13 protein-coding genes are annotated in these 15,080 nt (G+C 65.5%); 4 read left to right on the top strand and 9 right to left on the bottom strand.

Annotation, left to right across the window (positions count from 1 at the left end):
- Nucleotides 1–339 precede the first annotated feature (339 nt).
- A complete protein-coding gene (locus XarbCFBP7408_RS20855) occupies nucleotides 340–555 on the bottom strand; it encodes a hypothetical protein (RefSeq protein WP_016904861.1) in 216 nt (71 codons plus the stop codon).
- 104 nt (nucleotides 556–659) lie between these two features.
- Between XarbCFBP7408_RS20855 and moeB the strand changes: the two genes are divergently transcribed.
- Nucleotides 660–1,802 (top strand): molybdopterin-synthase adenylyltransferase MoeB, encoded by a 1,143-nt coding sequence (gene moeB / locus XarbCFBP7408_RS20850; protein ID WP_104564557.1) that lies wholly within the window; start codon nucleotides 660–662, stop codon nucleotides 1,800–1,802.
- A gap of 224 nt (nucleotides 1,803–2,026) precedes the next feature.
- On the opposite strand, the gene XarbCFBP7408_RS20845 is transcribed toward moeB, so the two are convergent.
- The 8 genes from XarbCFBP7408_RS20845 to ndk all read right to left on the bottom strand — a co-directional run bounded on the left by XarbCFBP7408_RS20845 (nucleotide 2,027) and on the right by ndk (nucleotide 10,060).
- A complete protein-coding gene (locus XarbCFBP7408_RS20845; RefSeq protein WP_104564556.1) occupies nucleotides 2,027–3,247 on the bottom strand; it encodes a molybdopterin molybdotransferase MoeA in 1,221 nt (406 codons plus the stop codon).
- Nucleotides 3,248–3,423: 176 nt separating this feature from the next.
- Nucleotides 3,424–4,821: a ribosome biogenesis GTPase Der gene (gene der, locus XarbCFBP7408_RS20840; protein WP_104564555.1), complete on the bottom strand. Its 1,398-nt coding sequence runs from the start codon at nucleotides 4,819–4,821 to the stop codon at nucleotides 3,424–3,426.
- Nucleotides 4,822–4,831: 10 nt separating this feature from the next.
- On the bottom strand, nucleotides 4,832–6,049 hold the full coding sequence (gene bamB / locus XarbCFBP7408_RS20835) for an outer membrane protein assembly factor BamB (RefSeq protein ID WP_181107072.1): 1,218 nt from the start codon (nucleotides 6,047–6,049) through the stop codon (nucleotides 4,832–4,834).
- Nucleotides 6,049–6,687, bottom strand: a complete 639-nt coding sequence (locus XarbCFBP7408_RS20830) for a YfgM family protein (protein WP_104564553.1) — start codon at nucleotides 6,685–6,687, stop codon at nucleotides 6,049–6,051. Before XarbCFBP7408_RS20830 ends, bamB begins: the two co-directional genes overlap by 1 nt.
- Before the next feature lie 70 nt (nucleotides 6,688–6,757).
- The gene (locus XarbCFBP7408_RS20825; RefSeq protein WP_104564552.1) at nucleotides 6,758–7,615 is read right to left on the bottom strand and encodes a helix-turn-helix domain-containing protein; all 858 of its coding nucleotides are present in this window, start codon (nucleotides 7,613–7,615) and stop codon (nucleotides 6,758–6,760) included.
- Nucleotides 7,612–8,400, bottom strand: a complete 789-nt coding sequence (pilW, locus tag XarbCFBP7408_RS20820) for a type IV pilus biogenesis/stability protein PilW (protein ID WP_104564551.1) — start codon at nucleotides 8,398–8,400, stop codon at nucleotides 7,612–7,614. The genes XarbCFBP7408_RS20825 and pilW overlap by 4 nt, the downstream gene beginning before the upstream one ends.
- A gap of 10 nt (nucleotides 8,401–8,410) precedes the next feature.
- Nucleotides 8,411–9,616 carry a 23S rRNA (adenine(2503)-C(2))-methyltransferase RlmN gene (rlmN, locus tag XarbCFBP7408_RS20815; RefSeq protein ID WP_104564550.1) on the bottom strand — a complete coding sequence of 402 codons (1,206 nt, stop codon included), beginning with the start codon at nucleotides 9,614–9,616 and terminating at the stop codon, nucleotides 8,411–8,413.
- Between the two features lie 18 nt (nucleotides 9,617–9,634).
- Nucleotides 9,635–10,060, bottom strand: a complete 426-nt coding sequence (ndk, locus tag XarbCFBP7408_RS20810; RefSeq protein WP_024940120.1) for a nucleoside-diphosphate kinase — start codon at nucleotides 10,058–10,060, stop codon at nucleotides 9,635–9,637.
- A gap of 217 nt (nucleotides 10,061–10,277) precedes the next feature.
- On the opposite strand from ndk, the gene XarbCFBP7408_RS20805 reads away from it, so the two are divergent.
- The 3 genes from XarbCFBP7408_RS20805 (at nucleotide 10,278) to XarbCFBP7408_RS20795 (ending at nucleotide 14,684) form a co-directional block, all read left to right on the top strand.
- Complete coding sequence (locus tag XarbCFBP7408_RS20805; protein WP_024940119.1) at nucleotides 10,278–10,910, top strand: TetR/AcrR family transcriptional regulator; 633 nt, start codon at nucleotides 10,278–10,280, stop codon at nucleotides 10,908–10,910.
- Nucleotides 10,911–10,935: 25 nt separating this feature from the next.
- A complete protein-coding gene (locus XarbCFBP7408_RS20800) occupies nucleotides 10,936–13,323 on the top strand; it encodes a 3-hydroxyacyl-CoA dehydrogenase/enoyl-CoA hydratase family protein (RefSeq protein ID WP_104564549.1) in 2,388 nt (795 codons plus the stop codon).
- A 155-nt stretch (nucleotides 13,324–13,478) separates the two neighbouring features.
- A complete protein-coding gene (locus XarbCFBP7408_RS20795; protein WP_104564548.1) occupies nucleotides 13,479–14,684 on the top strand; it encodes an acetyl-CoA C-acyltransferase in 1,206 nt (401 codons plus the stop codon).
- Nucleotides 14,685–15,080: the final 396 nt, after the last annotated feature.

The raw sequence follows: 15,080 nt of genomic DNA, 5'->3' as shown, positions 1-15,080 counted from the left end.
GTAGTGGCGCTCCCGTGTAGAACCTGGCCCATAGTGCTTCCTTCCAATCGAGGGAAAATAGTGCACCATCAAAGCCTGGGATCAAACACCTAGTAGGTCGAGCGTTATCGCGCCGACCGATCCGCATATCTGCTGAGATGGCCGACCCCATGCGCTAATCGATTGCATGCAGCGACTGCGTGCTGGGCAGGATCCCTGCGTGCACCGCTATGCGATGCCAAGGGCAAGCCGGCGCTACCGCAACGCTGCGCCAGCTTGCTGCCGGTCGATGCTATGGATGCGCGGAGTGGGCACAGGCCACCCACTTGCGGCAACGCCCGCGCATTGAAGACTGCTGGGTCAGGCGCCGGGATCCGCAGGTCCTAGCTGATGCGCCGACAGGATTTCGTCGATGCGTTTGACGATTTGCGCCGCCTGCTCCTGCGACTCTGCGGCAGCGGTGATCTTCTCTGCACGTGCGTGGAATACATCCCAGAAATCGTCCGGATGCTGGCGACGAATATCAGGCAGTGCATCGGCAAGTTGTTTCAATTGCGCGTCGATATCGGGGGTCATTGGCGGTCTCCTTGTGTGCCCACGCTACCGCCGTGCTGGTGAGCCTGATGCCAACAAGACAGTCCCGTGCATCGCACGGCCTGTGTTTGCGCGACAATGGCGCCATGAGCAGCCACGACATCTCCCCTGCAGACGCCCGCCTGCGCGCCCTGCAAGGCGCCTTGCTGATCGACATCCGGCAGTTGCACGAACGTGCCGGCGGCCAGGCCGAAGGCGCGTTGGCGATTGCGCAACACGATCTGGAAACCGCACCCGCACAGCATCTTTCGGAGCAGGCGCGCGAGATCGTGCTGATCTGCCAGAGCGGCAAGCGCTCGGCACACACGGCGGAGATCTTGCGCGCGCACGGCTATACGCAGGTGTCTTCGGTGCTCGGTGGCACCACCGCATGGACCGGCGCCGGCCTTCCCTTGGTGCGCCCTACCCTGCCGCCGGACGAACAGGATTTTCTCGAGCGCTACTCGCGCCATCTGCGACTGCCGCAGGTCGGTCTGGAAGGCCAGCAGCGTCTGGCGCGTTCGCGCGTGTTGCTGGTCGGTGCAGGCGGGCTCGGCTCGCCGGCGGCGTTCTATCTCGCTGCCGCCGGGGTCGGCCACCTGCGGATCGCCGATGACGATGTGGTGGACCGCAGCAATCTGCAGCGCCAGATCCTGCATGTGGAAGACAGCGTCGGCGTCGCCAAGGTCAGCTCGGCCGCGCAGCGCATTGCCGCGCTCAATCCACGCGTGCAGGTCGAGGCGCTGCAGGCACGCGTGACTGCCGACAATGTCGAAGCCCTGCTGAAGGACGTGGATGTCGTGGTCGACGGCGCCGACAATTTTCCTGCGCGCTATCTGCTCAACGATGCCTGCGTCAAACTCGGCAAACCGCTGGTCTACGGCGCGGTACAGCAGTTCGAAGGGCAATTGAGCGTGTTCGATGCCGGCCGCAAGCGCGGCCATGCACCGTGCTATCGCTGCCTGTTTCCCGAGCCGCCGCCGCCCGAATTCGCCCCCAGCTGCGCCGAGGCCGGCGTGCTGGGCGTGCTGCCCGGGGTGATCGGCTTGCTGCAGGCCACCGAGGCGATCAAGTTGCTGCTGGGCATCGGCGAGACCCTCACCGGGCGCTTGCTCAGCTTCGATGCGCTGGCGATGCGGTTTCGCGAAATCCGGCTGCCGCCCGACCCGCATTGCCCGGTGTGTGCTCCCGGTGTCGCATTGACCGAGTATGCCGATTACGCCGCGTTCTGCGGCAGCGCCGTCGGCTGAGCGCGACCGATCGGCGCTGGTTGCCGCTTCGCATCAGGCCGCCACGTTCCTGCGCGTGACGTGGACGGGGCAATCTGCCACTGCGTGCGCCCTCCGTGGCTGCCATCACGTCACGCACCGTCGGCGTTCAGTGCCGAAGCCGCGAAGGACCGGCCTGCATCCGATAGCGCCCGCCTGGCGGCGAGCGCGGCCCTGCTGTTTGTCGCGCGTGCTGCACCAAACGCTCAAAGCGCGTAAGGAATCACCCGCACGCTCTCGCCCGCCTCGAAACGCCGCGCCTGCTCGGGCAACACGATCAAGGCATTGCTGTCGGCCGCGCCGCGCAGCAGATGCGATGCATCGCCACGATGCGGTAACGCGGTCAGACGCCCATCTTCGCCGCACTCCAGCCGCCCGCGCAGGAACTCCAGGCGCTCGTGGCGTTTTTCCCACGGACTGGCCAGGGCCGCATGCCACAGCGGACGCGGCTCGCTACGCCCCTGCAGGCCATCCAGCAGCGGCACGCCATAGGCGATCAGCGTCGCCAGCACCGAGACCGGGTTGCCCGGCAGGCCCAGCACCAGGCAGCGGCCGATCTGGCCCAGCACCGCCGGCATGCCCGGGCGCATGCGCACGCGCCAGAAGTGGATGCGGCCCAGTTCGCCGATCAGCTGCGGCAGATAATCCTTTTCTCCCGCCGAGACGCCGCCACAGGTGATCACCACATCGAACGCCGCCGCCGCGTCTTCCAGCATGCTGCGGATGCGTTGCGGATCGTCCGGCAGGGTCGGCCATGCGGTCGGCGCGTAGCCCAGTGCCCGCAGCTGCGCCATCAGCATGTCGCGGTTGCTGTTGTAGATCTGTCCCGGCGCCAACGGCATGCCCGGCTCCACCAGCTCATCGCCGGTGGCCAGCACCGCAATGGTCGGCCGCGGTGCCACCGCAAGCCGCGACAGGCCGAGCGCAGCCGCCAGTCCGATCCGCGCAGGCGTCAGCACCTGGCCGCTCTGTACCACCAGATCGCCCGCGCGCACGTCACTGCCGGCCAGGCGCACCGCCGCACCCGGCGCAGGCGTGGTAACAAAGCGCACCATGCCATTGCGTTCCTGCGCATCCTCTTTCGGGATCACCGTGTCGGCGCCATCGGGCAGCAGCGCACCGGTGGTGATGCGCAGGCACTGGCCCGCGCCCAGCGTGCCGGTCCAGCGCTCGCCAGCGAACTGTTCGCCGACCAGCTGCAACGACGCATCGCCGCCCGCGACATCGGCATGCCGCAACGCAAAGCCGTCCATCGCGCTGTTGGCGAAGGGCGGCAACGCGATCGGTGCGATCAGATCGGCAGCGCAGATCCGCCCGTCGGCACGCGAGGTGGCGATGTTCTCGTCGGGCGGACGGCTGTTGGCGGCGACGGCCTGCAGGATCTGCAGCGCCTGTGCATAGGGAATGCGGGAGGGATAGTCAGTCATGCCACGCAGGATACCAGCGCGCCACGACGACTCAGAACGCCAGGCACTGCCAGTGCAGATGCCAGAAGGAATCACTGCACCTTCCTGGCGTAGCTCGCGGCACTGGACCACGGCAATTGCAAGCGCTGCGGCCACTCCATCTGATGATCATTGGCCAGGCACGGGCCGTTCCCTGCTTACTTGCCCTTGACGTGCTTCATCAAGCGCCTTTTGCGCGCCACCTGCCGTTCGGTGAGCGTGTTCTTCTTGCCCTGGTACGGATTGGCACCTTCGCGGAAGATGAAACGCACCGGCGTGCCGACCAGCTTGAAGCGCTTGCGGAAGAAGTTTTCCAGATAGCGCTTGTACGACTCCGGCAGCACCTTCAGGCGCGTGCCGTGCACGATGAAGGTGGGCGGATTTGCGCCACCCGGATGCACGTAACGCAGCTTGGAGACGTGGCCACGGATGCTCGGCGGCGGATTGGTCTCGTAGGCGATTTCCAGCGCCTGGTTGACTTCGCTGGTGCTGAATTCGTGCGTGGCCGACGCATGTGCACGGTGAATCGCCTGGAACAGCTCGCGCATGCCCGAGCCGTGCAGCGCGGAAATCCGTACCGCCTCGGCCCAGCTGACAAAGCCCAGCTTGCGCGCCAGCAGGTCTTCGGCCTGCGCACGCTGGTAGTCGCTCTGCCCGTCCCACTTGTTGATCGCCACCACCAGGGCGCGGCCTGCGTCCAGGATGGCGCCCAGAATGGTCGCGTCCTGGTCGGTGACGCCTTCGCCGGCATCGAGCATCAGCACCGCAACCTGGCATTGCTCGATCGCCTGCAGCGTCTTGAACGCGCTGAACTTCTCCACCGCCTCCTCGACCTTGCCGCGGCGACGCAGGCCGGCCGTATCGATCAATCGGTACTGGCGTCCGTCGCGGTCCATGTCCACGGCGATCGAATCGCGCGTGGTGCCCGGCACTTCCGAGGCAATCATGCGTTCTTCGCCGAGCAGGCGATTGACCAGCGTCGACTTGCCCACGTTCGGGCGGCCGACGAAGGCGATGCGCACACGCGCCGGGTCGGTATCCAGCAGTTCGCCGGCACCTTCCTCGGGCAGACGTGCGCCGACTTCCTCGAGCAGTTCGTCGATGCCCTGGCGATGCGCGGCAGACAGCGCCACCACATCGGAGAAGCCGTAGCGCGCGAATTCGGAGCGTACGGTTTCCTCGTCGGTGCCGTCGATCTTGTTGATGACCAGCACGGTCGGCCGCGCCAGCTTGCGCAGCCAGGCCAGGATCTCGTCGTCGAGCGAGGAGGCGCCTTCGCGGCCATCGACCACGAACAGCACCAGATCGGCTTCGCCGGCAGCGGCACGGGCCTGACGCGCGGTGGCGCCGGCCAGGCCTTCCTCGTCGCCGGCAATACCGCCGGTATCGACGACGATGAACGGGCGCTCCTCGTCGAGACGACAGACCCCGTAGTTGCGGTCGCGGGTGACGCCGGGCTGGTCGTGGACCAGCGCGTCACGGGTGCGCGTCAGCGCATTGAAGATGGTGGACTTGCCGACATTGGGCCGTCCGACCAGGGCGACCAGGGGCAGCATCGCGACGTCCTTATTGTGCCAACCGGAAGGCGGTGAGATCGCCATCGGTGTTTTGTACCAACAAAATGCCGTCCACGACGATCGGCTGCGCCAGCAGCGTGTCGCGTCCAGCGCGAGCGCGCGCGGCCAGTGCACCGTCGCTGAGTTTCAGCCAGTGCAGATAGCCCTTGTAGTCGCCGACCACGGCGTAATCGCCCTGGATGGCCACACCGGTCAGGGAGCGACGCGCCAGCGCAGCCTGCGACCACATCGCCGCACCACTGCTCTTGTCCAGGCCCCACACCGAGCCGGCGTTGTCGGAGACCACCACCACCGCCGACGACACCCCAACGCCGCCGGCGCCGCCGTGATCGCGCGTCCACAGCGGACGGCCGCTCGGGCCTTCCAGTGCGAGGGTTTCGTTCTTGAAGCTGGTCGCATACAGCGTGGTGCCGTCGAGCACCGGGGCGCCATCCACGTCGGCCATGCGCTCCAGTTCGGTGCGGCCTTCGGGCACTCCGATCGCCTGTTCCCACAACGGGCGGCCGTCCTGCAGCGCCAGGGCGCTCAAGGTGCCGCTGTCGTTACCGACGAACAGCACGCCCGGGCCGGTCACGATGGGCGCATTGCCGCGCACCGACAGGGTCGGGCCTTCTTCGGCATGGAACCAGCGACGCTCGCCGGTGGCCGCGTCGAAGGCGCTGACGCGACCGTCGTTGCTGCGTACCAGCACCAGGTTCTGTGCAATCGCCGGTGCGGCGATGACTTCGTTCGGCACCTTGGCACGCCATTTTTCGGTGCCGTCGGCCTGGTTCAACGCAATCACGTCGCCAGACAGCGTGCCGATCACCACCAGGCCTTCGCCGACGCCGGGGCCACCGGACAGGCGCTGCTTGAACTTGCGGTCGTTACGCTCTTCCTTCTTGGGCTTGTATTCCCACACGCGCTTGCCGGTCTGCAGGTCCAGCGCCTGCACGCCGCCGGTGATCGCCGCGGCGTACACCTTGCCATCGGCCACCGCCGGACGCTGGCGCACGCCGATATGGCCTTCGCCCTTGCCCACGCCGGTGGACCAGATCTTGTCGACCTTGACCGACGGCTCGAACTTGACCAGCTCGGCAGGTTCCTGCGCCTTCTTGGCAGCAGCGTCCTTCCCGGCAAACCAGCCCTTGACGGTACTGCAGCCCGCCAGCGACACGCCCATCAGGACGATCAATGCAATGCGCTTGTACATATCAACCTGCTTCATCAAATCGGCTCCGCCGGATCGGGCACCTTGCCGCCCACATCCATCAGCTTGGTTTCCAGCAAACGGCGCTGCGGCGAGGCCACGTCCACCGTGGTCAGGGCCTTGGCGTAAAGCGCACGCGCTTCATCCGGCTTGCCCTGTACGACCAGCGCATCGGCACGGATCTCCAGGCTGGTGTGGTCCTGCGCATCGGCCAGCAGCTTGATCGCTTCGTCCGGCTTGCCGCTTTCGGTCAGCACACGCGCCAGGCGCTGCTGCACGATCTGCTTGAGTTCCCCTTCGGCCGGCACGTCGCGCAGGGTCTTGATCGCTTCGGCATGCTTGCCGGCGTCCACCTGGGCCTTGGCCAGACGCAATGCAGCCAGCTCGGCGTACACACCGCCCTTGCCGTCATCGAGCGCCACGATGTCCTTGGCCGCCTTGTCCAGATCCTTGCCCTGGATGGACTTGACCACCGCTTCGTAACGGGTATTGGCTTCCACCGATTGGGTGGCGGTGTGCTTCTGCCACCACTGCCAGCCCAGGATCAGGGCCAGCCCCAGCACGATGCCGCCTACCAGCCCCGCGCCATTCTTTCTCAACCAGGAACGAACGCGTTCGCCTTGTTCGTGTTCGTCCAGCAGATCGTCGATCGCCATGCGTACTCTCGCTCCGTCATCCCGGAGGCGCGGAACATCAATAGGGAAAAATGAAAAACCGCAGTCCGCTTCACTCGGAAGCAGGTACCACGGAGCCGTCGGAGGATACCGCAAAACGGGCCACGTTAGCGCGCTGGAACGGTTTCACATCGACGATACTGCCGCCTTGCTGAACCTCTACCGCCGAGGCGTTGCCGAGCACCACGCGGCCCACCTGCCCCGGCGAATAACTGCGACGCTCGCCGGCACGCACCAGCGCTTTTTCGACCGCGCTGCCATCCGGTGCCAGAATCTGCACCCAGCTGTCGCCACTGAAGCTCAACGACAGACTGCCACTGGCGGCCGACGCCGCAGGCGCCTCGACCTCGGGCGTGGCCCGCGGCACCGGCGTCATCGACGCGATGTACGGCGCCGGCTGCTCGCGCGGCGTACTGGCCGGCTGCGTTGCAGCGTTGGCCGGGGCGCCAATGGCGGGCGCTTCCGGCATGCTGTCCAGCGACACCGTACTGGGCGCCTTGCCATCCAGATGCGAACGGGTCGCGTACCACACCGGCACCGCGAACACACCGGTGATCACCACATACATCGCCTTGCGCGCCGTGCTTTCCAGGATGCGTCGCGCCCGCGGCGTATGTGTATGACTGACCAGCTTGACCGGTTCGATCGGTGCAATGGTCGCCTGCTGCAGCAATGGCCCCAGGTCCACATGCAGCAGGCGCGCATAGCTGCGCAATTGACCACGCACGAAGACCGGGGCACCCAGACGTTGCCACTGCTCCTGCTCCAGCGAGCGCACCACATGCGCCGGCATGCGCAGCTTGCCGGCGACCTCGTCCACGCTCAGACCTGCCGCTTCGCGCGCGTCGCGCAGATGCTGTCCGCAGCCCTTTTCCTGCTCGAAAGGGTTCGGATTGGAATCACTGATCACAATGCATTGGCCCCGGGGTGAGCGGTCGCTGCGTCAGGAAATTCCTTGACCAACCGCTGTTGATAACGGCTGGCAGCTACCTTGTCGCCTAGCCCTTGCTCAATCTGAATGGCAAGTTGTAACACGGAAGCGGTTGCCGGTGCAGCCGCAAGCCGTCGTTCGATAAATGCGCGCGCTTCGAAATAATTGCGATTGGTCGCTTCGGAACGCGCCATCGACTCAAGTGCGTACGGATTGCGCGGGTCCAGTTCCAGCGCCTTGCGCAAGTCACCAACAGCACGCTCGGGCTGCCCCGCCTTGAGTGCGCAGCCACCTGCATTGCCCAACGCGGAGGCTGGCGATGCGTAGTTTCTGTCGGTCAGGGCGCGATCGAACCAGGTCAGCGATTCGGCCGGCGAGCCGTTCGCGCACAACCACGCGCCGTAATTGTTCAAGACATCGCCGCGCTGCGGCGCGAGTTCCGCGGCCCGGCGGTATGACGCCCCGGAGCCGGCGACATCGCCCTTGGCGCCTTGAATCAGCGCCAGCAAACCGATCGCCTCCACCGATTGGGGATCTTTCTTCAAGGCTGCACGGACCTGCTCTTCGGCAGCGGCGTAGTCGCCTGTCTGCAGCCGGTTGTTGGCCAGGCCGAGCTTTTCCTGCACCGCCAGGCGATTCTTTGTCGCGGCGCTGTCGCGGAACGAATGCACCTGCGCGACCTCCTCGACCGTCTGCACCGAGCCGGCCTTGGCATTGCGACCACCGCAGCCGACCGCGCTCAGCGCGATCGCCACGGCCGCCATGACTGCAAGATCACGCTGCCGCATCTCGACCGGCCTGCCCTTCCAGTGTGCGGCGGAACTCCGCCTGGCGACGGGTGCGGTCCATGACCTGCCCTTTGAGCTGCCCGCAGGCGGCATCAATATCGTCGCCGCGGGTACGGCGGACCATCGTCAGCACCTGCGCGTCGAGCAGGATCTTCTGGAAGGCGCGGATCTCGGCCTCGCCGGAACGCTCGTAGCGCGTGCCCGGGAACGGATTGAACGGGATCAGGTTGACCTTGCCCGCGTCCTTGGACTGCACCGCATTGTCGAACTGACGCATCAATCTGGCCAGCTGGCGCGCATGCTCGGGCTGGTCGTTGATGCCCTTCATCAAGGTGTATTCGAAGGTGACCGAATCGCGCTTCTTGTTGCCGCGCAGATAGCGCGCGCAGGATTCCATCAGCTCGGCAATGGGGTATTTCTTGTTCAACGGCACCAGGTTTTCGCGCAGCGTGTCGTTGGCCGCATGCAGCGAGACCGCCAGCGAGACATCGCTTTCGGTCGAGAGCCGGTCGATCATCGGCACCAGGCCCGAGGTCGACAGCGTCACCCGCTTGCTGGCCAGGCCGTAGCCCAGATCGTCACGCATCACGCTCATCGCGCGCACGACGTTGTCGAAATTCATCAACGGCTCACCCATGCCCATCATCACCACATTGGTGAGGCGGCGCTGCTGGTGCGGCACGTTGCCCAGGTGGCGTGCCGCCACCCACACCTGACCGACGATTTCGGCAGTGGTGAGGTTGCGATTGAAGCCCTGGGTGGCGGTCGAACAGAACGTGCAGTTCAAGCCGCAGCCGACCTGGGAGGACACGCACAGCGTGCCGCGGCCCTTGTCGGGGATGTAGACGGTTTCGATCGCGTTCTTGCCGTCGGTGCCCATGGCCAGCAGCCACTTGTGGGTCCCGTCGGTGGACGGCTTGTCGAACACGACATTCGGGACGAGGACCTCGGCGTGCTGGTGCAACTTCGCACGCAGCGCCTTGCCGAGGTCGGTCATCTGGTCGAAATCGGTGACGTAGCGATGGTGGATCCACTTCATCACCTGATGGGCACGGTAGCGCGCTTCGCCGAGCGTGTCGGCGAAGAAGCGCTCCAGTCCCTCGCGGTCGAGGTCGAGCAGGTTCTGCTTGCGCAGTTCCGGGGTACGGACGGGAACGTCCTGCAGCACGGAGGGGATCACGACCTCATTCACGATTCGACTCACTCGGCCTCAGCGCGAGACCACTTCGGTGGCGGCAAAGAAATACGCGACTTCGTTGGCAGCGTTCTCGACCGAATCCGAGCCGTGGGCGGCATTGGCATCGATCGAGTCGGCGAAGTCGGCGCGGATGGTGCCCGGCGCAGCGTCCTTGGGATTGGTCGCGCCCAGCAGGTCACGGTGTGCGGCAACGGCGTTCTCGCCTTCCAGCGCCTGGATCATCACCGGGCCGGAGATCATGAACTCGACCAGCGCGTTGAAGAACGGACGCTCGCGGTGCACGGCATAGAAGCCTTCGGCTTCACGACGCGACAGCTGCTTGTACTTGGATGCCACGATCTTCAGGCCGGCCTTCTCGAAACGGCTGTAGATTTCGCCGATGACGTTCTTGGCAACGGCGTCGGGCTTGATGATGGACAGGGTGCGCTCCAGCGCCATGGGAGGATCTCCGTTGCGCGGGCCACTGAAGGCCCGAGGTTATCATGAAAAAAACCCGCGTCAAAACGCGAGCTTAGGCTTCTTTGCGATGGTCAATTCTATCTCTTCATCGTTGCGTTTGCACACCGCCCCCTGAATCGTGCTGCGTTGCCGCATGACCGCTGCGCCATCCTGCCCGTAGACTCAAACAATCGTTTGATTGAGTTCCACCCCGCGCATGCCCAAGCCCGCCCACTTCTCCACCAAGGACCGCATCCTCGGCGCGGCCGAGGAGCTGTTCGCCCAGCACGGGTTCGCCGGCACCTCGCTGCGCCAGCTGACCACGCAGGCCGACGTCAACATTGCTGCGGTCAATTACCACTTCGGCTCCAAGGAAAACCTGGTCAACGAGGTGTTCCGCCGGCGCATGGACGAAATGACCGCCGCGCGCCTGCAGCAACTGGAGGCGGCCAGGAAGTCACAGCCGGGCGAACTCACCGCGGTGCTGGCGGCCTTCGTCGAGCCGGCCCTGGCAATGGCGCAGGACCGGCAGAGCGGCGGCGCGTTCGTGCGGGTGATTGCGCGCGCCTACGCCGAAAAGAACGACAACCTGCGCAAGTTCCTGTCCGACCACTACGGGCACGTGCTGCGCGAGTTCGGCAAGGCCATCGCTGCCTGCGTGCCGGGCCTGAGCAAGGAAGAGCTGTACTGGCGCCTGGATTTCCTCGCCGGCGCGCTCACCTATGCCATGGCCGATTTCGGGCTGATCAAGCGCCCGGCCGGGGTCAGCGAGGCCGACCACCGCGCGCGCGCCGCGCGCGAACTGATTCGTTTTGCGGAACCCGGTTTCCGTACCCATTCCACACCGTAGTCGCTCACACCAAAGGCTCATCGCTATGTCCAATCCGTTGCTAGTCCGTCGTGCTGCCGTGCTCGGTGCCGGCGTCATGGGCGCGCAGATCGCCGCGCACCTCACCAACGCCGGTGTCGACACCGTGCTGTTCGACCTGCCTGCCAAGGAAGGTCCTGCCGACGGCATCGTGCTCAAGGCCATCGCCAACCTCGGCAAGCTCAGCCCTGCCCCGCTCGCCAGCAAGGCCCTGGCCGAGGCGATCACGCCGGCCAACTACGGCACGCCCGATGACAGCAGCGGCCTGGAGCAGCTGCGCGATTGCGACCTGATCATCGAGGCGATCGCCGAGCGCATGGACTGGAAGCAGGACCTGTACAAGAAGATCGCCCCGTTCGTGGCCGATCACGCCGTGCTGGCCTCCAACACCTCGGGCCTGGGCATCAACAAGCTCTCCGACGTGCTGCCCGAGCAGTTGCGTCACCGCTTCTGTGGCGTGCATTTCTTCAATCCGCCGCGTTACATGCACCTGGCCGAACTGATTCCCGCCAAGGGCACCGACAAGGCCGTGCTGGAAGGGCTGGAGAGCTTCCTGGTCACCACGCTGGGCAAGGGCGTGGTGTATGCGAAGGACACCCCGAACTTCATCGGCAACCGCATCGGCGTGTTCTCGATCCTGTCCACCATCCACCACACCGCCGAGTTCGGTCTGGGCTTCGACGAAGTCGATGCGCTGACCGGCCCGCTGGTGGGGCGCCCGAAGTCGGCGACCTACCGCACCTCGGACGTGGTCGGCCTGGACACCATGGCGCACGTGATCAAGACCATGGGCGACACCCTGCCCGACGATCCGTGGCACCAGTACTTCACATCGCCCAAGTGGCTGGATGCGCTGATCGGCAAGGGCGCGCTCGGTCAGAAGGTCGGTGCCGGCATCTTCCGCAAGGTCGGCAAGGACATCGTGGTGCTGGACCTGGAGAAGCAGGATTACAGAACCGCCGATCGCAGCGCTGCGCCGGAAGTGGCCGAGATCCTCAAGATCAAGAACCCGGCCGAGAAGTTCGCCAAGCTGCGCGAGAGCCAGCACCCGCAGGCGCAGTTCCTGTGGGCCACCTTCCGCGACCTGTTCCACTACAGCGCCTACCACCTGGCCGATATCGCCGAGACCGCGCGCGACGTGGATCTGGCGATCCGCTGGGGCTACGGCTGGTCGCTGGGCCCGTTCGAAACCTGGCAGGCCGCCGGCTGGAAGCAGGTGGCGCAGTGGATTGCCGAAGACATCTCCAACGGCAAGAGCATGAGCAGCGCGCCGTTGCCGAACTGGGTGTTCGACGGCCGCGACGGCGTGCATGCGGCCGAAGGCTCGTACAGCCCGGCGCGCGACGCCAAGCTGCCGCGTTCGGCACTGCCGGTGTACAAGCGCCAGCGCTTCCCCGATCCGCTGCTGGGCGAGCAGTTCTCGCCGGGCGAGACGGTGTTCGAAAACGACGGCGTGCGCATGTGGCATGACGGCGACGACATCGCCGTGGTCAGCTTCAAGACCAAGATGAACACCGTCTCCGATCACGTGCTCGATGGCCTGCAGGAGATCGTCGGCCGCGCCGAGAAGGACTTCGCCGGGCTGGTGATCTGGCAGCAGAAGGAGCCCTTCTCCGCCGGCGCCGATCTGGCCGGCGCGCTGGGTCTGCTGCAGGCCGGCAAGGTGGATGCATTCGAAGCGCTGGTCGCCAACTTCCAGGCCACCAGCCAGCGCATCAAGTACGCGCAGGTGCCGGTGATTTCGGCCGTGCGCGGGCTGGCGCTGGGCGGCGGCTGCGAGTTCCAGATGCACAGCGCCAAGACCGTGGCCTCGCTGGAAAGCTACATCGGCCTGGTCGAAGCCGGCGTCGGCCTGCTGCCGGCCGGCGGCGGCCTGAAGGAAATCGCCGTGCGCGCCTCGCAGGCCGCAGGTGCGGGCGGCGATGTGTTCGCCGAGCTGAAGAAGACCTTCGAAACCATCGCGATGGCCAAGGTGTCCAATTCGGCGGTCAATGCCAAGGAACTGGGCCTGCTGCGCGCCACCGACAAGGTGGTGTTCAACAGCTTCGAGACGCTGCACATCGCCAAGGCCGAAGCGCGCGCGCTGGCCGAAGGCGGCTACCGCGCCCCGCTGCCGGCACGCCGCATCCAGGTCGCCGGCGACGTCGGCATCGCCACCTTCAAGATGCTGCTGGTCAACATGCTGGAAGGCCGCTTCATCAGCGACTACGACCATGAAATCGCCACCCGCATCGCCACGGTACTGTGCGGCGGCGAAGTCGATCGCGGTGCGCTGGTCGACGAGGAGTGGCTGCTCAAGCTGGAGCGCAAGCACTTCGTCGAACTGGCCCAGCAGGAAAAAACCCAGGCGCGGATTGGGCACATGCTCAAGACGGGTAAGCCCCTCAGGAACTGAGAATCGGGAGCGGGGAATCGGGAATGGGTAAAAGCCCAACCGACTCCCCGCTTCTCCCCACTATTCTGCCGGGTAATGAAAATGGCGAACTCAGGCGAATCCGCACTTGCGATTCCCGATTCCCCATTCTCGATTCCCGGCTATCGGAGATAACCATGAGCAAGCAGATTCAAGAAGCCTACATCGTCGCCGCCACCCGTACGCCGGTCGGCAAGGCGCCCAAGGGCGTGTTCCGCAATACCCGTCCCGACGACATGCTGGCGCACGTGTTGCGCGCGGTGGTGGCGCAGGCGCCGGGCATCGATCTGTCGCGGATCGACGATGCCATCATCGGCTGCGCGATGCCCGAGGGCGAGCAAGGCATGAACGTGGCGCGCATCGGCGTGCTGCTCGCCGGCCTGCCCAACAGCGTGGCCGGCCAGACCATCAATCGTTTCTGTTCGTCCGGCATCCAGGCCGTGGCGATGGCCGCCGACCAGATCCGTCTGGGCAATGCCGACCTGATGCTGGCCGGCGGCACTGAGTCGATGTCGATGGTGCCGATGATGGGCAACAAGGTGGCGATGTCGCCAAGCGTGTTCGCCGACGACCATGTGGCCATTGCGTACGGCATGGGCATCACTGCCGAGAAGGTCGCCGAAGAGTGGAAGGTGTCGCGCGAAGACCAGGATGCGTTCGCGCTGGCCTCGCACCAGAAAGCGATCGCGGCGATTGCGGCCGGCGAGTTCCGCGACGAAATCAGCCCGTACGAAATCCACTCCCATCAGCCCGACCTGGCCGGCAATGTGATCGCCCTGCGCAAGCGCCTGGTCGACACCGACGAAGGTCCGCGTCCGGACAGCTCGCTCGAAGGCCTGGCCAAGCTGCGCCCGGTGTTTCGCAACGGCCAGTTCGGCGGCAGCGTCACCGCCGGCAATTCGTCGCAGATGAGCGATGGTGCCGGTGCGGTGCTGCTGGCCTCCGAGCAGGCGATCAAGGATTACGGTCTCACCCCGCTGGCCCGCTTTGTCAGCTTCTCGGTCGCTGGCGTGCGCCCGGAAGTCATGGGTATCGGACCGATCGCCGCCATTCCCAAGGCGCTCCAGCAGGCCGGCCTGACCAAGGACCAGCTGGACTGGATCGAGCTCAACGAAGCTTTCGCGGCGCAGGCGTTGGCGGTCATCCGCGACAGCGAGCTGGATCCGTCCAAGGTCAACCCACTGGGCGGCGCAATCGCCCTTGGCCATCCGCTGGGCGCCACCGGCGCGATCCGTGCCGCCACGCTGGTGCATGGCCTGCGCCGTCGTCAGCAGAAGTACGGCATGGTCACCATGTGCATCGGGACCGGCATGGGCGCTGCGGGCATCATCGAAGCGCTGTAAGGCGCGCTGGAGCGCCGGGTCGGCCTTCCGGGTCGATCTGGTGTTCCATAGGTGTCATCGACCTACGGAGATCAGGTTTAGCGATCAAATCTCCATGCTGTCACCAAAGGGCGTGCGCAAGTATGCCCTTTGCTCTGCCGGTCAACGCGGTCTCGCCAACGTTCCGGCGAGGCGATCCAACGCATATCCCCCCGCGTGCCCATCGAAACGCGATGCGTTGCATTCTGATGCATCGGTCATCTCGCCGCGGCGATTGAAGCTGACGATGTAGATACGGCAATGGGCGCGCCGCAGACACCGCGACTAGAGCGTGTTATGAACTTTGCTCTTGTCACGCTAACGTATACGGATGAAGCCTCGTAAGCCATATCCGACCGATATTTCCGACGAAGAATG

The organism is Xanthomonas arboricola pv. guizotiae (assembly GCF_002940205.1).
In the GTDB taxonomy this organism is placed as follows: Bacteria; Pseudomonadota; Gammaproteobacteria; order Xanthomonadales; family Xanthomonadaceae; genus Xanthomonas; species Xanthomonas arboricola_C.
This window is presented reverse-complemented; position numbering and strand designations above follow the sequence as displayed.

What these genes read in the sequence shown, in the direction of transcription:
- XarbCFBP7408_RS20855 (WP_016904861.1), bottom strand. Translation starts at nt 555, where the DNA reads ATGACCCCCGATATCGACGCGCAATTGAAACAACTTGCCGATGCACTG.
- moeB (WP_104564557.1), top strand. Translation starts at nt 660, where the DNA reads ATGAGCAGCCACGACATCTCCCCTGCAGACGCCCGCCTGCGCGCCCTG.
- XarbCFBP7408_RS20845 (WP_104564556.1), bottom strand. Translation starts at nt 3,247, where the DNA reads ATGACTGACTATCCCTCCCGCATTCCCTATGCACAGGCGCTGCAGATC.
- der (WP_104564555.1), bottom strand. Translation starts at nt 4,821, where the DNA reads ATGCTGCCCCTGGTCGCCCTGGTCGGACGGCCCAATGTCGGCAAGTCC.
- bamB (WP_181107072.1), bottom strand. Translation starts at nt 6,049, where the DNA reads ATGAAGCAGGTTGATATGTACAAGCGCATTGCATTGATCGTCCTGATG.
- XarbCFBP7408_RS20830 (WP_104564553.1), bottom strand. Translation starts at nt 6,687, where the DNA reads ATGGCGATCGACGATCTGCTGGACGAACACGAACAAGGCGAACGCGTT.
- pilW (WP_104564551.1), bottom strand. Translation starts at nt 8,400, where the DNA reads ATGGCGGCCGTGGCGATCGCGCTGAGCGCGGTCGGCTGCGGTGGTCGC.
- ndk (WP_024940120.1), bottom strand. Translation starts at nt 10,060, where the DNA reads ATGGCGCTGGAGCGCACCCTGTCCATCATCAAGCCCGACGCCGTTGCC.
- XarbCFBP7408_RS20805 (WP_024940119.1), top strand. Translation starts at nt 10,278, where the DNA reads ATGCCCAAGCCCGCCCACTTCTCCACCAAGGACCGCATCCTCGGCGCG.
- XarbCFBP7408_RS20800 (WP_104564549.1), top strand. Translation starts at nt 10,936, where the DNA reads ATGTCCAATCCGTTGCTAGTCCGTCGTGCTGCCGTGCTCGGTGCCGGC.
- XarbCFBP7408_RS20795 (WP_104564548.1), top strand. Translation starts at nt 13,479, where the DNA reads ATGAGCAAGCAGATTCAAGAAGCCTACATCGTCGCCGCCACCCGTACG.